The 22,136-nt window shown below is 60.1% G+C and carries 18 protein-coding genes; 16 read left to right on the top strand and 2 right to left on the bottom strand.

Going from position 1 to position 22,136, the window contains the following annotated elements; translation table 11 throughout:
- Window positions 1–224 precede the first annotated feature (224 nt).
- Window positions 225–545 carry a hypothetical protein gene (locus BKD70_RS10055; protein ID WP_047273445.1) on the top strand — a complete coding sequence of 107 codons (321 nt, stop codon included), beginning with the start codon at window positions 225–227 and terminating at the stop codon, window positions 543–545.
- Between the two features lie 42 nt (window positions 546–587).
- Here the strand turns inward: BKD70_RS10055 and BKD70_RS10060 are convergent, their stop codons facing one another.
- Window positions 588–1,712: a polysaccharide deacetylase family protein gene (locus BKD70_RS10060; protein ID WP_047273444.1), complete on the bottom strand. Its 1,125-nt coding sequence runs from the start codon at window positions 1,710–1,712 to the stop codon at window positions 588–590.
- Between the two features lie 203 nt (window positions 1,713–1,915).
- Here BKD70_RS10060 and yaaA point away from each other — a divergent pair, with 203 nt between their 5' ends.
- The 15 genes from yaaA (at window position 1,916) to BKD70_RS10135 (ending at window position 21,226) form a co-directional block, all read left to right on the top strand.
- Window positions 1,916–2,695 (top strand): peroxide stress protein YaaA, encoded by a 780-nt coding sequence (yaaA, locus tag BKD70_RS10065; RefSeq protein ID WP_047273443.1) that lies wholly within the window; start codon window positions 1,916–1,918, stop codon window positions 2,693–2,695.
- Between the two features lie 704 nt (window positions 2,696–3,399).
- A complete protein-coding gene (locus BKD70_RS10070) occupies window positions 3,400–4,716 on the top strand; it encodes a nucleotide sugar dehydrogenase (RefSeq protein ID WP_047273442.1) in 1,317 nt (438 codons plus the stop codon).
- Window positions 4,717–4,842: 126 nt separating this feature from the next.
- The gene (alg8, locus tag BKD70_RS10075) at window positions 4,843–6,324 is read left to right on the top strand and encodes a mannuronan synthase (protein WP_047273441.1); all 1,482 of its coding nucleotides are present in this window, start codon (window positions 4,843–4,845) and stop codon (window positions 6,322–6,324) included.
- Between the two features lie 35 nt (window positions 6,325–6,359).
- On the top strand, window positions 6,360–7,529 hold the full coding sequence (locus BKD70_RS10080) for an alginate biosynthesis protein Alg44 (RefSeq protein ID WP_047273440.1): 1,170 nt from the start codon (window positions 6,360–6,362) through the stop codon (window positions 7,527–7,529).
- A 2-nt stretch (window positions 7,530–7,531) separates the two neighbouring features.
- Window positions 7,532–8,917, top strand: coding sequence for an alginate biosynthesis TPR repeat lipoprotein AlgK (gene algK / locus BKD70_RS10085; protein ID WP_099421401.1), 1,386 nt, complete (start codon window positions 7,532–7,534; stop codon window positions 8,915–8,917).
- A complete protein-coding gene (locus BKD70_RS10090; protein ID WP_047273438.1) occupies window positions 8,914–10,386 on the top strand; it encodes an alginate export family protein in 1,473 nt (490 codons plus the stop codon). The genes algK and BKD70_RS10090 overlap by 4 nt, the downstream gene beginning before the upstream one ends.
- A gap of 26 nt (window positions 10,387–10,412) precedes the next feature.
- Entirely contained in the window at window positions 10,413–11,984 is a 1,572-nt protein-coding gene (gene algG / locus BKD70_RS10095) for a mannuronan 5-epimerase AlgG (protein WP_047273437.1), read from the top strand.
- A gap of 11 nt (window positions 11,985–11,995) precedes the next feature.
- On the top strand, window positions 11,996–13,429 hold the full coding sequence (locus BKD70_RS10100; protein WP_047273436.1) for an alginate O-acetyltransferase: 1,434 nt from the start codon (window positions 11,996–11,998) through the stop codon (window positions 13,427–13,429).
- Between the two features lie 8 nt (window positions 13,430–13,437).
- Window positions 13,438–14,556, top strand: coding sequence for a mannuronate-specific alginate lyase (locus BKD70_RS10105; protein WP_047273435.1), 1,119 nt, complete (start codon window positions 13,438–13,440; stop codon window positions 14,554–14,556).
- Between the two features lie 151 nt (window positions 14,557–14,707).
- Window positions 14,708–16,258 (top strand): MBOAT family protein, encoded by a 1,551-nt coding sequence (locus tag BKD70_RS10110; RefSeq protein ID WP_047273434.1) that lies wholly within the window; start codon window positions 14,708–14,710, stop codon window positions 16,256–16,258.
- 12 nt (window positions 16,259–16,270) lie between these two features.
- Entirely contained in the window at window positions 16,271–17,449 is a 1,179-nt protein-coding gene (locus BKD70_RS10115) for an alginate O-acetyltransferase (protein WP_047273433.1), read from the top strand.
- 31 nt (window positions 17,450–17,480) lie between these two features.
- On the top strand, window positions 17,481–18,137 hold the full coding sequence (locus BKD70_RS10120) for an alginate O-acetyltransferase AlgF (protein ID WP_047273463.1): 657 nt from the start codon (window positions 17,481–17,483) through the stop codon (window positions 18,135–18,137).
- Between the two features lie 78 nt (window positions 18,138–18,215).
- Window positions 18,216–19,667: a mannose-1-phosphate guanylyltransferase/mannose-6-phosphate isomerase gene (locus tag BKD70_RS10125; RefSeq protein WP_047273432.1), complete on the top strand. Its 1,452-nt coding sequence runs from the start codon at window positions 18,216–18,218 to the stop codon at window positions 19,665–19,667.
- A 230-nt stretch (window positions 19,668–19,897) separates the two neighbouring features.
- The gene (locus tag BKD70_RS10130; RefSeq protein WP_047273431.1) at window positions 19,898–20,362 is read left to right on the top strand and encodes a hypothetical protein; all 465 of its coding nucleotides are present in this window, start codon (window positions 19,898–19,900) and stop codon (window positions 20,360–20,362) included.
- A gap of 30 nt (window positions 20,363–20,392) precedes the next feature.
- Window positions 20,393–21,226, top strand: a complete 834-nt coding sequence (locus BKD70_RS10135) for an SDR family oxidoreductase (RefSeq protein WP_047273430.1) — start codon at window positions 20,393–20,395, stop codon at window positions 21,224–21,226.
- Here BKD70_RS10135 and BKD70_RS10140 read toward each other — a convergent pair.
- Window positions 21,183–22,091: a LysR family transcriptional regulator gene (locus BKD70_RS10140; RefSeq protein ID WP_047273429.1), complete on the bottom strand. Its 909-nt coding sequence runs from the start codon at window positions 22,089–22,091 to the stop codon at window positions 21,183–21,185. The genes BKD70_RS10135 and BKD70_RS10140 overlap by 44 nt on opposite strands.
- Window positions 22,092–22,136: the final 45 nt, after the last annotated feature.

Here is a 22,136-nt window from a genome sequence, read left to right on the forward strand (position 1 = left end):
GCTTAGTAATTACCTGAAACAGCACTGGCTCATTTCAGGCCCCACATTCACCTGTTTCGGGCACCACAACGCCTGATTCGAATCCTCCCCCCAAACGGCCGGACTGCTCTTACACACAGCAGCGAGGACGCCTACCCGCCCTTCTTTTTGGCAGCACTAAGCTTCGTTGCGCACGGGCTGATTCAGACCGGCGCCCACTTACTGCTAAAGCCAAAGGACGTTGTATGACCCCTATTTCCAAAACCCTGGAACAGATGCTGCTGGATATTTACAAGGACGGCAGCGCGTCTATCACCGAATTCCAACAACTTCGTGACAATGCCGATGAGCGTATGGATGCGGTTATCCGCGAATTTGGCCTGCACAACAACATCACCGCCTTTCAAAAAGCGATGGATGTGGCCATGCAATTGCTGCAGCTGTCGGTCATCGACGCCAAAAAAGCCAAATTGACAGACACCGGCGAGGCCATTGTCAAAGACGCCCTCGTGGCTCAAGTCGAATACCTGCGCGTTGGCAGCGACGTGGCATTGCGCCTTTTGTGAGTTCACTGCCCGCCTTGACCGGCGGGCGTTCCCTGGCCTCTGCTATTGGCCGAAGGCCGCACACTCTTCCCAACCAATACCGCTCTGGGCCGTGGCTTTCATCAGCCAGGGCAACGCGGTACGCACTTTGTTTTGAGTGTCATGGAAGGCAATCACCCCGTGACGCCAGAGCAACATCAGGCTGAGCACCCGCTGCGCCGATTGCTCGGCACTCAAACTGGACGCCATGTCCTGCGAATCGATACCCCACAGCGCCACACGCAGCCCCTGGGATTGAAAAAAAGGCCCGCTGTCTTCACGGCGATGCCCATAGGGCGGGCGGAATAAAGGCACGTAACTGTCGGGAATGGCTCGCTTGACCAACGCTGTGCTGCGCAGGATTGAATCTTGCCAATCGTTCCAATGGCTGTGCGAACGGTACTCCCACCCCTGAACGCCAACGCACTGCCCTTTGTAGAGCGCCTGCAGCTGCTGCTCGGACTGTTTGTTCAATCGCGCCTGCACGCTGTTGCCCAAGACAAAAAACGTCGCGCTCAGGGATTGTTTGCGCAGGTAGTCGGTGAGCCAGTCCGTGGTGCCGGGCAGTTGGGTGGGGCCGCTGTCGAAGGACAACATGAACAGCCGGTCATTCATCGCCTCGCCATTGAACTCATGCTCACCGTAGAGAGCGATCTCACTGCCGGTCTGCGGGAACAGCGCGGCGAGCCGTAACAGCTCGTCCAGGTAGTGACGATGAAACGTGGCACTCGGCTCGGCCCAGTTCACGTAGAACGAGTCTTCAGCGATCTCGAACTTGCCCGCTTGCTCGCGCAGGCTGTCCATCCCGTCGACGTAATAACAGAACGATGCGTCCTGATCGCAGCTCTGCTGGGCAAGGTTGTAGTTGGCCAACAGCCGTTGCCACAGGCGCTGACGGACCGTATCAATCGCATCCATGTTGATGATCCTCAACCCCAGACGCTGACTGAGCGCAGCTTCGTCCAGCGCTTCACTGGTTAACAGGGCATGGGCGAAGGTGAGGATTTCTGCCCGCGAGGCCACATCGAACAGGGCCGGGCTGATTAACGGCTCTGGCCACGTGCTGCGATCCAGCGTTGCGGGCTCATTGGGCGCCGCCACCGTGCTCAGGCACACCAGCCAGGCCGACAAGAAAAGAGCAATACGCACGAATCAATCTCCCTGTAAAAACTGTGCGCACTATAACCTGCTGCCCACCAAATGCCTTTTGATACTCCGTCGCTGTCCTCGCATGCAGACCCTGCCAGATTCCCCCCCCTTTCATCAGCGGCCTGTGCGTTCTATCGGCGTCATAGGTGGAGTCAAACCGCCCAACCCCCTAGAATCCCCCGACGCTTACAGGAGACGACCCCATGCTGATGGTGATTTCACCCGCTAAAACCCTCGACTATGAGACGCCGCCGGCCACCCAGCGCTTTACCCAGCCGCACTACCTGGATCATTCACAGGCGTTGATCGGCCAACTGCGCGAACTGAGCCCGCAGCAGATTGGCGAGCTGATGCACCTGTCCGACAAGCTGTCCGGCCTGAATGCCGCGCGCTTCGGCAGCTGGACACCTGCTTTCACCCCTGAAAACGCCAAACAAGCGTTGCTGGCATTCAAGGGCGATGTGTACACCGGCCTCAATGCCGTGGATTTCAGCGAGGCGGATTTTGATTACGCGCAAACCCATCTGCGCATGCTTTCAGGGCTATACGGGCTGCTGCGCCCGCTGGACCTGATGATGCCGTATCGCCTGGAGATGGGCACCAAACTGGCCAACCCGCGGGGCAAAGACCTGTACGCCTTCTGGGGCACGCGCATCAGCGAGTGGCTCAACGAAGCACTGGCCGCCCAGGGCGATGATGTGCTGCTCAATCTGGCGTCCAACGAGTACTTTTCGGCGGTCAAGAAATCAGCCCTGAACGCGCGCATCATCAACACCGAATTCAAGGACCTGAAAAACGGGCAGCACAAAATCATCAGCTTTTATGCCAAAAAAGCCCGCGGCATGATGAGCCGTTTCGTGATCAAGGAACGCATCAACACCCCTGAACAGCTCAAGCAGTTCGATGCTCAGGGTTACTACTACAGCGCCGAGCAATCCAAACCGGATTCGCTGGTCTTTTTGCGCGACCACGCCCCCGAATAACCCCCCGCCTTTTTGACGCTCCCCGGCCTGAACGGGGAGCTCACCTGCGTGTGACCCCTTTCACACTTCACCCCGAACAGCCAAATATTTGACGCCAAAAATACGTCTTAAAATATCCATGAACTTAAATTCACTCGACAGATGTGACTTTTTTTCATAGTGGCACCTAATTTATTTATCCATAGTGGCACTTAACTATCCTCTCTGATGAACACCCTATAACTAAAGGGTAAAACCTGAAGTGCTATCAATATGGAACCAGTGCCATCATTTTTCATTTTGTTAAATTTCGTCGAAAACGGGATGAACGGCCCGGAACTATGTCCGATACCTCCGCTCATACAACCCGTAACGATTCTTACAGAGCTTGTGAGATATCACTTACACAGATAAGACCAACTCCCTGGTGTTATCGGTTGTTAAAAAGCCAAAACAAAGGTGACTGAAACATAGCTATAACCCTTTGTTTTCAAAGGCTAAAAATAAGAGAGCGCGCGGCGCCAGGCGCCCACCCAAGGCCGTCCCCATCATCTGACATGCCTTACTGATAGTGATGAGTTGCACATTAAAGGTGCAACTTCCAACAACTTAAAACTTAACGATGCCTGCACCCGGCGTTACGGCTTTTATGTGCCGTAGTTCCAAGTGCGCCCACACTTTAAGTCCGGCCATTAATTGGCCTATACAAGACAGAGGTAATTGCGATGCGCATCAGCATATTTGGTTTGGGTTACGTTGGCGCCGTGTGCGCCGGTTGTTTGTCCGCCCGTGGTCACGAAGTGATCGGCGTAGATATCTCTCAGGACAAAATCGACCTGATCAACCTCGGCAAATCGCCCATCGTTGAACCGGGCCTTGGCGAGTTGCTCGCCCAGGGCATCCAGAATGGCCGCCTGCGCGGCACCACCAACTTTGCTTCGGCTATCCGCGAAAGCGACCTGTCGATGATCTGTGTCGGCACCCCGAGCAAGAAAAACGGCGACCTGGAGCTCAATTACATCGAAGCCGTGTGCCGCGAAATCGGCGCCGTGCTGCGCGACAAGACATCGCGCCACACCATCGTGGTACGCAGCACCGTGCTGCCGGGCACCGTGAAAAATGTGGTCATCCCGATCCTCGAAGAGTGCTCGGGCAAAAAGGCCGGCGTCGACTTCGGCGTCGCGGTCAACCCGGAATTCCTGCGCGAAAGCACCGCGATTGCCGACTACGACCAGCCGCCAATGACTGTTATCGGCGAGTTCGATAAAGCCTCCGGTGACGTGCTGCAATCGCTGTACGAAGAACTCGACGCCCCGATCATCCGCAAGGACATCGAAGTCGCCGAGATGATCAAGTACACCTGCAACGTGTGGCACGCCACTAAAGTCACCTTCGCCAACGAAATCGGCAACATCGCCAAAGCCGTCGGCGTCGATGGCCGCGAAGTGATGGACGTGGTGTGTCAGGACAAAACCCTGAACCTGTCGCAGTACTACATGCGTCCGGGTTTTGCATTCGGCGGCTCGTGCCTGCCAAAAGACGTGCGCGCCCTGACCTACCGTGCCAGCTCGCTGGACGTGGAAGCGCCGCTGCTCAACTCGCTGATGCGCAGCAACGTGTCGCAAGTGCAAAACGCATTCGACATCGTCGCCAGCCACGACAAGCGCAAAGTTGCCCTGCTGGGCCTGAGCTTCAAGGCCGGTACTGACGACCTGCGCGAAAGCCCGCTGGTGGAACTGGCCGAAATGCTGATCGGCAAGGGCTTTGACCTGAGCATCTACGACACCAACGTCGAATACGCCCGCGTCCACGGTTCGAACAAAGACTACATCGAATCCAAAATCCCCCACGTGTCGTCCCTGCTCAACTCGGACTTCGACTCCGTGATCAACAACAGCGACGTGATCATCCTGGGCAACCGCGATGAGAAGTTCCGTGCGCTGGCCGAAACCGCGCCACAGGGCAAACAGGTCATCGACCTGGTGGGCTTCATGTCCAAAGCCACCTGCACCGTCGGCCGTACCGAAGGCATTTGCTGGTAACAACAGCGCTGTAGCCGCTGACGAGTGAAACGGGCTGCGATCTTTGACACCTCGAACGATCGCAGCCTGCGCCAGCGACTACACGCTCTGCGCATCACAGCCTCCATGCTCAAACGGAACCTCATTATGCTCAGGCTAAAACACGGCCTTCTCCAAGCCGCCGGTTGGCTGTTTTACCTCACGCTGTTGATGGGCCTCGCGCTGGCGTTGCCGACATCGACCTTCGACTCCGAGTCGAAAAACTTTATTTTCCTGATTGGCGCCGTGGGTATCTGGCGCTATTCAATGGGTGCCACGCACTTCCTGCGCGGCATGCTGTTTTTATATGTGGTGTACCCGCACCTGCGACGCAAAGTGCGCAAGCTGGGCAAAGCGGCAGACCCGTCCCATGTGTTTTTGATGGTGACCAGCTTTCGTATCGACGCGCTGACCACGGCGCAGGTCTACAGCTCAGTCATTCGCGAAGCCATCGAATGCGGCCTGCCGACCACAGTGGTGTGCTCGCTCGTGGAAATGTCCGACGAGCTGCTGGTCAAGAGCATGTGGGAGCGCCTTAACCCGCCAGAGCGCGTCAAACTCGACTTCGTGCGCATTGCCGGTACCGGCAAGCGCGACGGCCTGGCCTTTGGTTTTCGCGCCATCTCGCGGCACATGCCGGACAGCCGTGCCGTGGTGGCCGTGATCGACGGCGACACCGTGCTCGCCCCCGGCGTCGTGCGCAAAACCGTGCCGTGGTTCCAGTTGTTCGGCAATGTCGGCGGCCTGACCACCAACGAGTTCTGCGAAGTGCGCGGCGGTTACATCATGAGCGAGTGGCACAAGCTGCGCTTCGCCCAGCGCCACATCAACATGTGCTCGATGGCCCTGTCCAAACGCGTGCTGACCATGACCGGGCGGATGTCGGTCTTTCGCGCCAATGTGGTCACTGACCCGGACTTCATTGCCGACGTAGAAAGCGACTCGTTGCAGCACTGGCGTCTGGGCCGTTTCAAGTTTTTGACCGGCGACGACAAGTCCAGCTGGTTCAGCCTGATGCGCCTGGGCTACGACACGTTCTACGTGCCGGACGCGGCCATTCACACCGTTGAACACCCGCCGGAGAAGAGCTTCATCAAGGCCAGCCGCAAACTGATGTTCCGCTGGTACGGCAACAACCTGCGGCAGAACGCCCGGGCACTGGGGCTGGGCGTCAAGCGCCTCGGCCTGTTCACCAGTGTGGTGCTGTTCGACCAGCGCATTTCGATGTGGACCTCGTTGCTCGGCCTGACCGTCGCGCTGATTGCCAGCGCCAAATACGGCATCACGTTCCTCATCGCCTACCTGCTGTGGATCGGCATCACACGCCTGATTTTGACCCTGTTGCTGGCCTGCTCCGGGCACAGCATCGGCCCGGCTTACCCGCTGATTCTTTATTACAACCAGATTGTGGGTGCGCTGGTGAAGATCTACGTGTTCTTCCGCCTCGACCAACAATCCTGGACCCGTCAGGACACCAAATTGACCCGTGATCTGGCCAGCTTTCAACGTTGGTTCAACACCTGGTCGTCTCGGACCATGACCTTCTCGGCCGCCAGCATCTTTGTTGCCGTGCTGCTGACGATGGTCTGACCCGACCCGATCGAATTAACCAGGAACAAGACCTTATGAACACTCAAGTAAACACCAACGTTGTCCACGAATCCGAAGCCCAGCGTCAGCACGCACGGGTCAAAATCCCGGCCAAGCTGCGCTTTTTCGGCAAAGACCGCACACCGATGGAAGTCAGCATCATTGACCTGTCGGCCGGTGGCCTGAGCTTTTACGCCGCCAACCAATCCTTGGCCGTGGGCGAAGTGCACAAGGGCCGCTTGCAGTTTGTGATCGACAACCTGGGGTTGGCGATGGACGTGGAGCTGCTGGTACGCAACGTTGACCGCCAGAGCGGACGCGTCGGTTGCCAGTTCCAGAACCTCGATCAACAGGACATCTCCACCTTGCGTCACCTCATCACCTCGCACCTGAGCGGCGATATCGTGACCATGGGCGAAGTGCTCGCCACCTTGCAGCGCGACAACTTCACCAAGGCGCGCAAGGTCAAGGATGGCGGCAGCGGCATGACCCCGTTCGGTCGCATGAAAGCCGTGGTGCTGAGTGCCGGCGTATTTGTCGTCGGGCTGGTGGCATTCGGTTTTATCGTCAAATCGGTGTACGGCGTGTACTTCGTCACCCACGCCCAGTCGGCGCTGGTCAGCGTCCCCGGCCTGAACATCACCATGCCCCGCGACGGCACCGTGCAAAGCCTGGTCAAAGACGACAATCTGGCGGCTAATGGCGCGCCAATTGCGACCTTCAGCACCAGCATGCTCGACGTGCTCAAAGGCCATCTGGACGAAAACCAGTTGCAGCCGGCCAATATCGAAACCCTGTTTGGCAAGCAAATGACCGGCACCCTGACCTCGCCGTGTGATTGCGTGGTGGCCGAGCAAGTGGTTGCCAATGGCCAATACGCCAGCAAAGGCGACGTGATTTTCAAACTGGTGCCGCGCACCAGCGAAGCCAACATTGCCGCTCGCTTCAGCTATCGCCAGTTTGGCGACGTGCTGCCGGGTGCCCGCGTGAACTTCCAGGTGGCGGGTGAAGACTACCAGCGCACCGGCAAAATCATCAGCAGCACCAGCTTGAACAGCGATGACCTGTCTTCCGACATCCGCGTACAGATCAAGCCCGATGCCCCGCTGGACAGCGCCCTGGCCGGTCGCCCGGTTGAAGTGCGCAGTGACCGCGGTCCGTCGATGGACTGGCTGATCAGCAAAGCCTCGGCAGCAGGTCTGTAATCATGAAGAACGCCTTCCCTACGCTTTGCCTGCTGACCCTGGCCCTCGCCGGCTGCTCCGGCCTGCCCGATCAGCGTCTGGCCAATGAAGCCCTGAAAAATGGCGACACGGCCACTGCCCAGCGCAACTATCAGGCGCTGGCGGACTTGGGTTACACCGAGGCGCAGGTCGGTCTGGCCGATATCTGGATGGAAAGCCGCGACGCCGAGCAACTGAAAAAAGCCGAAGCCACTTACCGCGAGGCGGCCAAAACGTCGCCCCGCGCTCAGGCTCGTCTGGGTCGTTTGCTGGCGGCCAAACCCGGCGCCAGCGAGGCCGAGTTGCACGAGGCGCAAGCGCTGCTGCAACAAGCGTTTGCCAGTGGCGACGCCAACAGCCTGACGCCGTTGGCGATGCTGTATTTGCAGCACCCGCAGAGCTTCCCCCGGATCGACGCCCAGCAGCAAATCAGCCAGTGGCGCGCCGAAGGCTACCCGCAGGCCGGTCTGGCCCAAGTGGCGCTGTACCGCATCGAAGGCACGTACGACCAGCACCTGGATGAAGTCGAGTCCATCTGCCGCCAAGCCTTGTCCGCCAACGACAGTTGTTACGTCGAGCTGGCCACGGTCTACCAGAAACAAGGCAACACCGAGCAACAGGCCGCGCTGATTTCGCAACTGCAAAGCGCTTACAACCGGGGCACCGCCTCGGCGCAAAAAGTCGATGGCGTGGCCCGTGTGCTGGCCGATGCGAACCTGGGCACACCCGACCCGCAGACGGCCCGTTCGCTGTTGGAAAACATTGCCCCGGCCTACCCCGCTGCGTGGGTCAGCCTTGCGCAATTGCTGTACGACTTCCCCGATCAGGGCGACGTCGCTCAGTTGCAGGAATACCTGGACAACGGCCGCGCCGCCGATCAACCCCGCGCCGAACTGTTGCTGGGCAAGCTGTATTACGACGGCAAATGGCTGACCCCGGATGCGCAGCAAGCTGAAGCGCATTTCCAGCGCGCCGTGGACAAAGAAGTGGCCGCCGATTACTACCTCGGCCAGCTTTACCGTCGCGGCTATCTGGGGCAGGTGTACCCGCAAAAAGCCCTCGACCATTTGCTCAAAGCGGCACGTAACGGCCAGAACAGCGCGGACTTCGCCATCGCCCAGCTGTTCTCCCAGGGCAAGGGCACGCAGCCCAACGCCATGAACGCCTATGTGTTCAGCCAGTTGGCCAAGCTGCAAAACACCCCGCAAGCCAATGAACTGGCGGCCCAACTCGACGAGCAACTGCCCGCCGATCAACGCGCCGCGGCTCAGCGCCTGCTGCAAAAAGAACAAGCCTTGCGCGCCACCCTGAGCCAGAACGCTCTGGCGGTGCAGACGCTGGCCGAAGAAAACGGCGAGGAAGCCCTATGACCCTGAATCCTTTTGTAAAAGCCGGGATCGGCCTGACCTTCGCCCTGCTGTGGTCATGCCCGACCCTGGCGGCGCTGACCGATGAAAAAAACTTCGGCCTGGAAACCAAGATCACCGCGCAATCGGAAGACGACCGCGACCTCGGCACCCGCAGTGGCGGCGACGTCAACGGCATCGGCCTTGACCTGCGCCCCTGGGTGTACGGTGAACGCGGCAACTGGAGTGCGTACGCCATGGGCCAGGCAGTGACGTCCAGCGACATCATCGAAACCGACACCCTGCAACAATCGGACACCGAACAAAACAGCAGCAGCGATGCGCGCAAGCAGGACAAAAGCTACCTGGCCCTGCGCGAATTCTGGGTCGGCTACAAAGGCTTCACCGCCTACCCCGGCGAACAGCTCAAGTTCGGTCGCCAGCGTCTGCGCAATGACGACGGCACATGGCGCGACACCAATATCGAAGCGCTCGCCTGGACGTTCGACACCACCTTGCTCAAGGCCAACCTCGGCGCGGCCGAACGCTTCAGCGAATACCGCACCGACCTGACCGAACTGGCCCCGGAAGACAAAGACCGCCTGCACCTGTTCGGTGATATTTCGGCGCAGTGGACGCCCGGCCAATGGGTCGGCCTGCGCGCCCATCACACCCATGACGATGGTTCGCTCAAGCATCAGGGTGAAGAAGTCGAGGCGCTGGACAAAACCCAGAACGGCGACCTGACCTGGCTCGGCCTCGAAGCCAACAGCGACGCCTACAACTACCGCAACACCCACACGGTGAATTACTGGGCCAGCGTCACCGGCATGAGCGGCAAGCGCGACAAGCTCGCCACCTCCACCGTGGACGGCCGCAACCTTGCTGGCGCCAAAGCCAGTGACGACGTGGATGGCTGGGCCACCGACCTGGGGGTTCGCCTGCGTCTGGACCCGAACTGGCAAGTGGGTGCCGCCTACTCGCGCGCCAGCGCCAACTACCAGCAGACCGGTCTGGAGAGCAACCGCTCCAACTTCACCGGTACGCGCTCGCGGGTTCACCGCTTTGGTGAAGCGTTCCGGGGCGAAATGCAGAACATCCAGAGCGCCAGCCTGTTCGGTTCGTGGCAATTGCGCGACGAATACGACGCCTCGCTGGTCTACCACAAATTCTGGCGGGTCGACGGCAACAAGCCGATCGGTGCCAGCGGTATCAATGCCGTGCAGAACAACGAAGACCCGACAGACGCCCTGCTGGCCAGCACCGCGCTGCCGATGATGGACGGCAAAAAAGACCTCGGTCAGGAAATGGACCTGGTGGTGACCAAGTACTTCAAGCAAGGCCTGTTGCCTGCCGCGTTGAGCCAGTCCATCGATGAACCTTCGGCGCTGGTGCGCTTTCGCGGCGGCGTGTTCAAGCCGGGCGATGCGTACGGCAAAGGGGTGGATTCGTACATGCACCGCGCGTTCGTTGACGTGATCTGGCGCTTTTGATGACAACGCCAACGGGAGTGCGTGACATGAATCATCCTGCTTATATCGGCGCGATCAGCCTGCTGGCCGGCGCTCTGCTGCTGGCCAGTTCCAATACCTTTGCCGCTGTCGAGCCGGTCAAACCGACCGTGGCCAAAGAGCTGCAACACGCCAAAACCTACACCGTCAGCACCGCGCCCGTCGCACCGCTGAACATCCCGAAACCGGCATTGCCCGACCTCTCGGGTTACACCGCCGAAGCGGCTGCGGCCAAAATCGTGCGCAGCACCGCCGGTAAAGTCAGCGTGCGCCGCATGATGCAAGAAGACGCGCTGAAAGACTTCATCGGCGGCGACAACAAAATGGCCGAGTGGGTGGTGCGCCAGGGCGGCATTCCGCAGGCGATTTTCATCGACGACGGCTACGTGAACCTCAAGGATCTGGCCACACGCGTGCCCAAGCAGTACTTCAGCGAGACCGCACCGGGTGTGTACCTGGCGCGCTTGCCGATTGTGGTCGGGCACAAGGGCATTCTGGAGATCGACAACAGCACCCAAGAGCTGCGCCTGTCCCAGGAAGCGGGTTCGTTTCTGGTCAACGACGGCCAGTTGTTCGTGCGTGACACCCAGGTCACCGGCTGGCGCGAAAAAGCCAATGGCCCCGCGACCTTTCGCGATGCCAAGGAATTTCGCCCGTTCCTGCTGTCCTGGGGCGGCACCGAGACCTACATCATCAACACCAAAATGGCGAGTTTCGGTTACGCCAACAGTAAGTCGTACGGGGTGAGTATTTCCCAGTACACGCCCAACATGGCCAAGGTCATCAAGCGCGACGAGCCCACCGGCTGGATTATCGGCTCCGAGTTCTCGGACATGTGGTACGGCTTCTATTGCTACGAAACCCGCGACTTCGTGGTCAAGGGCAACACCTACCGCGACAACGTCGTCTACGGCATCGACCCCCATGACCGCTCCCACGGGCTGATCATTGCCGAGAACGATGTGTTCGGCACCCAGCGCAAGCACGGGATCATCATTTCCCGCGAGGTGAACGACAGCTTCATCTTCAACAACCGCAGCCACGACAACAAACTGTCAGGGCTGGTGATCGACCGTAACAGCGTGAACAACCTGATCGCTGACAACGAGATTTTCCAGAACCACACCGACGGCATCACCCTCTACGAGAGCGGCAATAACCTGCTGTGGGGCAACAAAGTCATCAACAACCGCCGCCACGGCATCCGCGTGCGTAACAGCGTCAACATCCGCCTGTACGAAAACATCGCCATGGCCAATGGCCTGACCGGCGTGTACGGCCACATCAAAGACCTGACCGACACCGACCGCGACATCGAGCTCGACCCGTTCGACGCCGAAGTGTCGCTGATCATGGTGGGCGGCGAGCTGGCCGGCAATGGCAGCGGGCCGCTGGCGATTGATTCGCCGCTGAGCATCGAGCTGTACCGGGTGTCGATGCTGGCACCGACCAAATCCAGCGGCATCAGCTTCAACGGCATTTTGGGTGAGCGTCAGGACGAAATTCTCGACCTGATGGTGCGCCAGCAAAAAGCCGTGTTGATCGACCCCGTTGAACGCCAGACCGAACTGCGCAACTGAGGATGACTGTTATGCCCCTCCATCTGATCAAGATTTTGAGCCTGTCGGGCCTGACTGCCGCCATCCTCGGCGCAGCCGCCGGTGTGCAGGCCGACGAGGTTCAGGCGCCCGCCTTCACGGCCGAGGCGTGCTGCAACCTGTGCCCTGCCGCCCACGATGCGAAAAACTACACCACGCGCTATCAGCAGAACTTCACCACGCTGGTTCAGGCCCAGGGCGACTGGCTGTTCCGTACCCAGGAAGACCTGCGCACTGAGTTCGACACCACACCGGCCGGTTACAAACGCATGCAACAGCTGCACGACGCCTTCAAGAGCAAGGGCGTGGAGCTGGTGGTGGTGTATCAACCGACCCGCGGGCTGGTCAATCGCAACAAATTGATGCCGGCCGAGCGCGATTCATTCGACTACGACACCGCGCTGAAAAACTACCAGGCCATGCTCGGGCGCTTCGCCAAAATGGGCTATTACGTGCCTGACCTGTCGCCCCTGACCAATGAGCAACAAGCCCACGACTTTTACTTCCGCGGTGACCAGCACTGGACGCCGTACGGGGCCGAGCGCACGGCAAAAATCGTGGCCGACACGGTGAAAAAAATCCCCGGCTTTGCCGACATTCCGCAACGTGAATTCGAAACCAAAATCACCGGGCGCATGGGCAAGACCGGCACCCTGCACAACATGGCCGGGCAGCTGTGCGGCACCAGTTATGCCGTGCAGTACATGGACCAGTTCAGTACCGAACCCAAAGGCGAAGCGGCGGACGGCGACTTGTTCAGCGACGATGCCAACCCACAAATCACCCTGGTGGGCACCAGCCACAGCGGCAAGAACTACAACTTTGCCGGATTCCTGGAGCAATACATCGGCGCCGACGTGCTGAACGTGGCCTTCCCCGGCGGTGGTCTGGAAGGGTCGATGTTGCAGTACCTGGGCAGTGACGAGTTTCAGAAAACCCCGCCCAAGGTGCTGATTTGGGAGTTTTCGCCGCTGTATCGCCTGGATCAGGAAACCATCTACCGCCAGATGATGGCCCTGCTCGACAACGGTTGCGAAGGCAAACCGACGTTGATGAGCAGCAGCGCCACCCTCAAGCCGGGCAAGAACCAGATGTTGGTCAACAGCACCAACAAAGACCTGCGCAACGCCAACCACCAAATCGACATCCGCTTCGCTGACCCGTCGGTGAAAACCCTGCAAGCCACGCTCTGGTACATGAACGGTCGCCATGAAGATCTGAAGATCGACAAACCGACCACATCCGACACAGACGGGCGTTTCGCCTTTGAACTGCGTACCGATGAAGACTGGGCCAGCCAGAACTTGCTGGCCATTGAGATTCAGGGCCCGGAAGACGCGGGCGACGCACAGAAAGTCGACGCCAAAATCTGCAAACGCAACGTTTTCTCCCACTCTGCGCCGTTGAACGCGCAGGCCGGACGATGAGGTTTCTGATGCCCACTGCACCGATCAACCTGCGCACTCTGCTGGCGCCCACCTTGCTGGGGCTGGCGATGTTTGCCAGCACTGCCCACGCCGCCGCGCCCTTGCGCCCGCCCCAGGGCTATTACGCCCCGGTCGAAGCGTTCAAAACCGGCGACTTCAAAAACGACTGCGACGCGATGCCCAAGCCGTACACCGACAAGCTGGAGTTTCGCAGCAAGTACGAAGGCTCGGACAAAGCACGCTCGACGCTCAACGTGGTCTCGGAAAAAGCATTTCGCGACGCGACCTCCGGTATCACCACCCTTGAGCGCGGCACCAGCAAGCGGGTGATGCAGTTCATGCGTGATGGCCGCCCGGAACAACTGGAATGCACCCTCGGCTGGTTGACCGCTTGGGCGCAGGCCGATGCGTTGATGAGCAAAGAGTTCAACCACACCGGCAAGTCGATGCGCAAATGGGCCTTGGGCAGCATGGCGTCGTCGTACCTGCGCCTGAAGTTCTCCGAATCGCAACCGCTGGCGCAGCATCCGCAGCAGGCCAAAGAAATCGAAGCCTGGTTCAGCAAAATGGCCGAACAGGTGGTCAGCGACTGGGACAACCTGCCGCTGGCTAAAACCAACAACCATTCGTACTGGGCCGCCTGGTCGGTGATGGCCACGTCCATCGCCACCAATCGCCGCGACCTGTTCGACTGGTCGGTGAAAGAGTTCAAGGTCGGCGCCAACCAGGTCGACGCCCAAGGCTTTTTGCCCAACGAACTCAAGCGCCAGCAACGCGCCCTCGCCTACCACAACTACGCCCTGCCGCCGCTGGCGATGATCGCCAGTTTCGCGCTGGTCAATGGCGTGGACCTGCGCAACGAAAACAACGCGGCGCTCAAACGCTTGGGCGAACGCGTGCTCAGCGGCGTGAAAGACCCGCAGGCGTTTGAAGCCAAAAACGGCAAGGCGCCGGACATGACCGATTTGAAGGTTGACGCCAAATTCGCCTGGCTGGAGCCGTTTTGCACGCTCTACACCTGTGCGCCCGAGGTGATTGAGATGAAGCGCGGGATGCAGCCGTTCAAAACCTTTCGTCTGGGCGGGGACCTGACCAAGGTCTACGACCCGGCGCACGAAAAAGGCTGAAAGCGCCCCTCTCCCTCTGGGAGAGGGTTGGGGTGAGGGTCGACCGAACGACACCCACCCCTGAACGAAACACATGCACCCTCCCCATTTTTTCACGGGGGGGTTTGGGGGGGCTGAGCCCTTTACTGTTGGTCCACACGGAGAGGTCAGGATGGTTTTTTCATCCAATGTGTTCCTGTTTTTATTTTTGCCGGTGTTCCTCGGCCTGTATTACTTGAGCGGGCAACGCTATCGCAACCTGTTGCTGCTGGTCGCCAGCTACGTGTTCTATGCCTGGTGGCGAGTGGACTTTCTGGCCCTGTTCATCGGGGTCACCGTCTGGAACTACTGGATCGGCCTCAAGGTCGGTGCCGCCGGGGTACGCACCAAACCCGCGCAACGCTGGCTGTTGCTGGGTGTGGTCATTGACCTGGGGATTCTGGGCTACTTCAAGTACGCCAATTTCGGCGTCGACAGCATCAACGCGATGATGGGTTCGGTCGGGCTCGACCCGTTTATCCTCACCCACGTGCTGTTGCCGATCGGCATCTCGTTCTACATCTTCGAGTCCATCAGCTACATCATCGACGTGTACCGCGGCGACACCCCGGCCACCCGCAACCTGATCGATTTCGCGGCTTTTGTTGCCATCTTCCCGCACTTGATCGCCGGGCCCGTGCTGCGCTTTCGCGACCTGGCCGACCAGTTCAACAACCGCACCCACACCCTCGACAAGTTCAGCGAGGGCGCCACGCGGTTCATGCAGGGTTTCATCAAAAAAGTCTTTATCGCCGACACGCTGGCGGTGGTGGCCGATCATTGCTTCGCCTTGCAAAACCCGACCACCGGCGATGCCTGGCTCGGCGCGCTGGCCTACACCGCGCAACTGTATTTCGACTTTTCGGGCTACAGCGACATGGCCATCGGTTTGGGCTTGATGATGGGTTTCCGCTTCATGGAGAACTTCAAACAGCCGTACATCAGTCAGTCGATCACCGAGTTCTGGCGTCGCTGGCACATCAGCCTCTCCACCTGGCTGCGTGACTACCTCTACATCACCCTGGGCGGCAACCGCAAAGGCACGCTCATCACCTACCGCAACCTGTTCCTGACCATGTTGCTGGGCGGTCTGTGGCATGGCGCAAACATCACCTACATCGTCTGGGGCGCCTGGCACGGCATGTGGCTGGCGATTGAAAAAGCGCTGGGCATCAACACCACGCCGCGCGCGCTGAACCCGATCCGCTGGGCGCTGACCTTCCTGCTGGTGGTCATGGGCTGGGTGATCTTCCGGGCCGAAAACCTGCACGTGGCCGGTCGCATGTACGGCGCCATGTTCAGCTTCGGGGAATGGTCGCTGTCGGAACTCAACCGCGCCAACCTCACCGGCCTGCAAGTCGCCACGCTGGTGGTGGCTTACCTGACGCTGGCGTTCTTCGGCCTGCGCGACCTGTACAGCACGCCCAACGCCCCGCGCAAAACCGAGGCCGATGGCCCGGCCACCGCGCAACCGGGCTTGATCAAAGCCATACCCGGCGACGCTCCCGGCAGCCTGCACCTGCCGGGCTACACCGTGGGCACAGAAGCCAGCGTGCAACCGGCGTTCTGGGTGGCCGACTGGCCGCGCTACGCAATGCGCACCCTGATCGTGCTGCTGTTCATCGCCTCGATTCTCAAACTCTCGGCGCAAAGCTTCTCGCCGTTCCTGTACTTCCAGTTCTAAGGGGAGCCGACCATGAATCGAACATTACGCATCGTCTACGTCGCCTTTTTCTGCGCCTTGCTGCTGGGCCTGGGGCTGATTTCATTGCGCAGCTTTATGGGCTTTAACACCACCGACGACGCCACCGTGCTGAACGGTCGCTGGAGCAAAGCCGTCGAGACCCACTATGACGACGAGTTCCCGATCAAGCGGTTGGGCACCAACCTGTGGGCAGCGCTGGATTTCACCCTGTTCAATGAAGGCCGCCCCGGCGTGGTGCTGGGCCGCAACCACTGGTTGTTCAGCGATGAAGAGTTCAAGCCGTGGCCCAACGCCGAGCAAAACGTGGCCGACAACTACGCGCTGGTCGAAGGCGTGCGCCAAACCTTGAAAGCCCACGGGGTGAAGCTGGTGATGGCGGTGGTGCCGTCCAAGGTGCGCCTGTACCCCGAGCACATGGGTGACGAGCGTCCGGCCAGCATTCACGCCGATCTGTACCGTGACTTCCATGCGCAACTGGCGGCCAGCCAGATCATTGCCCCCGACTTGCTGGGCCCGCTGCAACAGGCCAAACAAGGCGGCGCGCAAGTCTTCCTGCGCACCGATACGCACTGGACACCCGATGGCGCACAGGTCGCGGCCCAGCAACTGGCCGCTGCGATTGGCAGCCAGTTCCCCCTGAGCGGTGAACCGCAACAGTTTGTGACCGAGGCCGAAAAAACCGAACAGCACAATGGCGACCTTGAGCGCTTCCTGCCCATGGACCCGCTGTTCAGCAACCTGATGCCGCCTTCCGAGCCGCTGGAAAAACGCAGCACCCGCGCGGCCAACGCCGAGGCAGACAGCGAAGACGCGTTGTTCGCTGACAGCGAAGTGCCCGTCACGCTGGTGGGTACCAGCTACAGCGCCAACCCCAACTGGAACTTCGTCGGCGCCCTGAAACAGGCACTGCGCAGCGACGTGATCAACGACTCCAAGGACGGCCACGGTCCGATCCTGCCGATGCTCGCTTACCTCAAAAGCGATGCCTTCAAGAACACCCCGCCACAGGTGCTGATTTGGGAGTTCCCCGAGCGTTACCTGCCGGTGGACAACGAGATCGGTGATGCCGACCCGCAGTGGGTCGCAACCTTGAAAGAAGCGGGCGCACGCCAACCGCAACTGGCACAAAACACGCCGAAATCCGAGACGCCCAACCGGGCGCAACACTGAAAGAGAGGTTCGACTGATGACTATTAAAACCATGCCGTTCACACCTGCTCCACGTCGTCTCGCCAAATCATTTGCCTTGATCGCGGGCATGAGCCTGCTGTCGTTACACGCCTGGGCCGGTGGCGATGCCGCCCTCTACGGCCCGACCGCGCCCAAGGGCTCCAGCTTTGTGCGCATGTTCAACGCCAGCAACCAGCCCGTCAGCGCCACCGTTGGCAATACCGCGCTCAACGACGTTGCGGCACAGGGCAGCAGCGATTTCAGCTTTCTGCCACAAGGCGACTACAGCGCCAAAGTCGGCAGCCACAACCTGCCGGTCAAACTGAGCGCCGACCACTACTACACCCTGGTCAATACCGGCAGCGGCCAACCGCAACTGATCGAAGAGCCGCCGTTCAAGAACAAGCAAAAATCCCTGGTCCGCGTACAGAACCTGACTGACAAGGCGCTGACGCTCAAAACCGCTGACGGCAAGACAGACGTGGTCAAGGCCGTGGCTGCCAAGGGGCGTGGCGAGCGTGAAATCAATCCGGTGAAAGTCAGCTTCGCGCTGTTTGAGGGCGATAAGAAAGTCAGCGACCTCAAACCTGTCGCCCTGGAACGCGGTGAAGCCGCGGTGCTGTACGTCACCGGCAACGGCAGCAGCGTGTCGCCGACGTGGGTCAAGCGCCCGGTTTCTACCCGTTAATTCAATTTTTTGCTCTGTGCCGGCGCGAGCGAGCCTCGCGCCATCAGACACAACTATTTCAGTTTTTGGAGAGACAACATGATTCCGGTAATTCTTTCAGGTGGTAGCGGTTCGCGTCTGTGGCCTTTGTCGCGTAAGCAATTCCCCAAGCAGTTTCTGGCCCTGACCGGCGAGCAGACCCTGTTTCAGCAAACCCTTGAGCGCCTGGTGTTTGAAGGCATGGACGCGCCGATTGTGGTGTGCAACAAGGAGCACCGTTTCATCGTCAATGAACAGTTGGCGGCTCGCCAGCTGGACACCCAACGCATCCTGATGGAGCCGTTCGGCCGCAACACGGCGCCCGCTGTTGCCCTGACCGCGATGATGCTGATTAACGAAGGCCGCGACGAGTTGATGCTGGTGCTGCCGGCTGACCACGTGCTGGAAGACCAGAAAGCCCTGCAACGCGCCCTCGCGCTGGCCACCGTGGCCGCCGAACGCGGCGAAATGGTGCTGTTTGGGGTTCCTGCGCTCAAACCTGAGACCGGTTATGGCTACATCAAGTCCACCGCCGACGCCCTGCTGCCCGAAGGCGTGAGCCGTGTTGCCTCCTTTGTTGAAAAACCCGACGCCAAGCGGGCTGCCGAATTCGTCAAAAGTGGCGGCTATTTCTGGAACAGCGGCATGTTCATGTTCCGCGCCAGCCGCTTTCTGGAAGAACTGAAAAAACACGATCCGGACATCTACGACACCTGCCTGCTGACCCTGGAACGCAGCCAGCAAGACGCCGACACCGTGGACATCGACGACGCCACATTCGCCTGCTGCCCGGACAACTCGATTGACTACGCCGTGATGGAAAAAACCCAGCGCGCCTGCGTCGTGCCGTTGACGGCCGGTTGGAGCGATGTGGGCTGCTGGTCGTCGCTGTGGGATGTCAATGAGAAAGACGCCAATGGCAACGTGAGCAAAGGCGACGTGGTGATTCAGGACAGTACCAACTGCATGATCCATGGCAACGGCAAACTGGTGTCGGTGATCGGCCTGGACAACATCGTGGTGGTGGAAACCAAAGACGCGATGATGATTGCCCACAAAGACAAGGTTCAGGGCGTCAAACAGATGGTCAACACCCTGAACGAACAGGGTCGCAGCGAAACACAGAACCACTGCGAAGTTTATCGTCCGTGGGGGTCGTACGACTCGGTGGACATGGGCGGGCGCTTCCAGGTCAAGCACATCTCGGTCAAGCCGGGGGCCTGCCTGTCGTTGCAAATGCACCACCACCGCGCCGAACACTGGATTGTGGTGTCGGGCACGGCAGAAGTGACGTGTGACGAAAACGTATTCCTGCTGACCGAAAACCAGTCCACCTACATCCCGATTGCTTCGGTACACCGCCTGCGCAACCCGGGGAAAATCCCGCTGGAAATCATCGAAGTGCAGTCCGGCAGCTATTTGGGTGAAGACGACATCGAGCGGTTTGAAGACGTGTACGGTCGCTCGACGCCCGTTGAACGTGGCGTGTCAGTCAAGACGATTGCGCAGTAAGCGCGTTACCTGCCCGGCCGCCTGCCCTCACCCCGGCCCTCTCCCTAATGGAGAGGGCGCTTAGATGTGCGCTCGGCCTCCCGGCGAGCCGGGGTTTTGAATTCCACCCGTTCAGTCCCCTCTCCCACTGTGAGAGGGCGCGGTGAGGGCCGGCCTTGGTGTCATCCGAATTCGCCATTCCCACCTAAGCTTCAGTAGGATGTCCCTCCACTCTCTGCGAGGCGAGCGTCATGCTTATCGGCGTTCTACTGATCATCACCTGGTTGGTCCTGCTGCTGCGCTACCCGTCCAAAGCCTTGCCGGTTTCACTGGCAGCCGTGGCGGGGCTGGCGGTTGTGGCCGCTTCGGTCGCCTGGCTCGATCACCGTGAAGCCCAACAATTGGCCCGCCTGGAACTGCGCATGGTGTATGCGCCCGAGCAGTGCCCGGCCGACCGTCCCCTGAGCCTGACCCTGCGTAATGGCAACGATGTGCCCTTGCTTGAACTGGGCTGGCGCGTGGCGGCTTATGCGCCGGGCGATACGGTCAACCTGGCCGACAACCTCTACACTGCCCCGCGTTACCGTGGGCCGGGTGAACTGCAAGCAGGCGCGGTGTGGCACGATTGCTTGCCCTTGCCGCCGTTGCGTGCCGGTTACCGTGCGCAAACCCTGGAATTTCGGGCTGAACGCCTGCAAGGCAGTTTTTCCAACTGATCTTTTTTAGCCGCTCTCAAGGACGTTTTGATGCCCCTCGCTTTAATCACTGGCTGTTCCAGCGGCATTGGCCGCGCCCTGGCGGATGCCTATAAACACGCCGGTTATGAGGTGTGGGCCACGGCCCGCAAAACGGCCGATGTGGCGCAATTAAAGGCCGATGGCTTTGTCGCCGTGCAACTGGATGTCAACGACAGCCTTGACGTCGACCGGCTGAGCAAGCGCATCAAGCAGCACGGCCAAGGCCTGGACGTGTTGATCAACAACGCTGGCTATGGCGCCATGGGCCCCGTGCTCGACGGCGGGGTTGAGGCACTGCAATTGCAATTTGAAACCAATGTGTTCTCGATTGTGGGCATGACCCAATCCCTGCTGGAGCCGCTGCGCAGCAACCGCGGGCTGGTGGTCAATATCGGCAGCGTTTCAGGGGTGCTGGTCACGCCGTTTGCCGGGGCGTACTGCGCGTCGAAAGCAGCCGTACACGCCTTGAGCGAAGCCATGCGCATGGAGCTGGCACCGCTGGGGGTGCGGGTGATGGAAGTGCAGCCCGGCGCCATCGACACCCACTTTGCAAAAAACGCCAGCGCCTGCGCTGAAGTGTTGATCGCCGAGGATTCGCCGTGGTGGCCGATGCGTGAGGGGATTCGCGCCCGCGCCACGGCATCGCAAGACAACCCGACCCCGGTCGCGGCATTGGCGCAGGTGGTTTTCAAGGCCAGCCGCAAGCCCCGGCCTCCGGCCTTGTTGCGTTACGGCAACGGCAGCCGCGCCCTGCCGCTGCTGGCCGCATTGATGCCGCGCTGGCTGCTGCAAAACATCCTTATGAAACGTTTCGGCCTGAACCCGCCTCGCGGTTTTTCATAAAGTCGATAAACGCCCGCACCTTGAGGGGCAAGTGGCGGGTGTCGGGGTACAACGCATACACGCCTTGGGGGGTGAACTGCCACTGCGGCAACACGTGCACCAAGCGGCCGCTTCGCAGGTCATCGTCAATCAACCAGTCGGGCAGAATCGCCACGCCCTGCCCGCTCAGTGCAAACGCCCGCAGCACCGAGGCATGATCGGCCTTGAGGCGCACCTTGTCTGGGTCGGGCGCGTAGGGCCGAACCGCACCCGTGCTGCGCTCCGTCACATTCAATTCCCCCACCCGACCATGCGCCAGCCACGGGGTGTGCTCCAGTGCCCGCACGCTGTCGATGGGCGGCTGAGTCCGCACAAACCCCGGTGACGCCACCGGTAAAATCTCGAAGGTACTCAATTGCACGGCGCGGTGGCTGGAGTCGAGGATGCGACCCAGGCGCAGGGCCACATCGAAGCGCTCGGAGATCAAGTCAGCGTGGGTCGATGACGTCGACAGGTGCACCGTGAGATCGGGGTGCAACGCGCCAAACACTTCCAGCGCAGGCACCACGCTGGCCAGCGCATATTCCACCGTGGTGGTCACGCGCAGCGTGCCCTTGAGCCCGGTGTGTTCGCCACGGGCTTCGTCGATGGCCAGTTGCGCCGCTTCCAGCATGCTCAAACAGCGCACATAAAAACGTTCGCCCGCTTCTGTCAGCGCCAGCCGCCGAGTGTTGCGGGTGAGCAAGGTGACGCCCAGTTCAGCCTCCAGGCGCTTGATGGTGAAGCTGACCACGGCCCGGGTCTGCCCCAGCAAATCAGCCGCCGCGGTCAGGGAACCGGCTTCCACCACGGCTTTGAAAGTGTCGAAACGATCAAGACTGACCACGCAAAATGCCACCTATTGTCAAAAATATTTTGACAATCTAGCAGC

The sequence above is a fragment of the Pseudomonas sp. BS-2016 genome (assembly GCF_001806145.1).
Taxonomy (GTDB): Bacteria; Pseudomonadota; Gammaproteobacteria; order Pseudomonadales; family Pseudomonadaceae; genus Aquipseudomonas; species Aquipseudomonas lundensis.

Excerpts from the sequence above, each read along its gene's own strand:
- BKD70_RS10120 (WP_047273463.1), top strand. The coding sequence starts at position 17,481 with ATGCCGTTCACACCTGCTCCACGTCGTCTCGCCAAATCATTTGCCTTG.
- algG (WP_047273437.1), top strand. The coding sequence starts at position 10,413 with ATGAATCATCCTGCTTATATCGGCGCGATCAGCCTGCTGGCCGGCGCT.
- BKD70_RS10135 (WP_047273430.1), top strand. The coding sequence starts at position 20,393 with ATGCCCCTCGCTTTAATCACTGGCTGTTCCAGCGGCATTGGCCGCGCC.
- BKD70_RS10130 (WP_047273431.1), top strand. The coding sequence starts at position 19,898 with ATGCTTATCGGCGTTCTACTGATCATCACCTGGTTGGTCCTGCTGCTG.
- BKD70_RS10090 (WP_047273438.1), top strand. The coding sequence starts at position 8,914 with ATGACCCTGAATCCTTTTGTAAAAGCCGGGATCGGCCTGACCTTCGCC.
- BKD70_RS10070 (WP_047273442.1), top strand. The coding sequence starts at position 3,400 with ATGCGCATCAGCATATTTGGTTTGGGTTACGTTGGCGCCGTGTGCGCC.
- BKD70_RS10080 (WP_047273440.1), top strand. The coding sequence starts at position 6,360 with ATGAACACTCAAGTAAACACCAACGTTGTCCACGAATCCGAAGCCCAG.
- BKD70_RS10105 (WP_047273435.1), top strand. The coding sequence starts at position 13,438 with ATGCCCACTGCACCGATCAACCTGCGCACTCTGCTGGCGCCCACCTTG.
- BKD70_RS10055 (WP_047273445.1), top strand. The coding sequence starts at position 225 with ATGACCCCTATTTCCAAAACCCTGGAACAGATGCTGCTGGATATTTAC.
- algK (WP_099421401.1), top strand. The coding sequence starts at position 7,532 with ATGAAGAACGCCTTCCCTACGCTTTGCCTGCTGACCCTGGCCCTCGCC.
- alg8 (WP_047273441.1), top strand. The coding sequence starts at position 4,843 with ATGCTCAGGCTAAAACACGGCCTTCTCCAAGCCGCCGGTTGGCTGTTT.
- BKD70_RS10125 (WP_047273432.1), top strand. The coding sequence starts at position 18,216 with ATGATTCCGGTAATTCTTTCAGGTGGTAGCGGTTCGCGTCTGTGGCCT.
- BKD70_RS10115 (WP_047273433.1), top strand. The coding sequence starts at position 16,271 with ATGAATCGAACATTACGCATCGTCTACGTCGCCTTTTTCTGCGCCTTG.
- yaaA (WP_047273443.1), top strand. The coding sequence starts at position 1,916 with ATGCTGATGGTGATTTCACCCGCTAAAACCCTCGACTATGAGACGCCG.
- BKD70_RS10100 (WP_047273436.1), top strand. The coding sequence starts at position 11,996 with ATGCCCCTCCATCTGATCAAGATTTTGAGCCTGTCGGGCCTGACTGCC.
- BKD70_RS10110 (WP_047273434.1), top strand. The coding sequence starts at position 14,708 with ATGGTTTTTTCATCCAATGTGTTCCTGTTTTTATTTTTGCCGGTGTTC.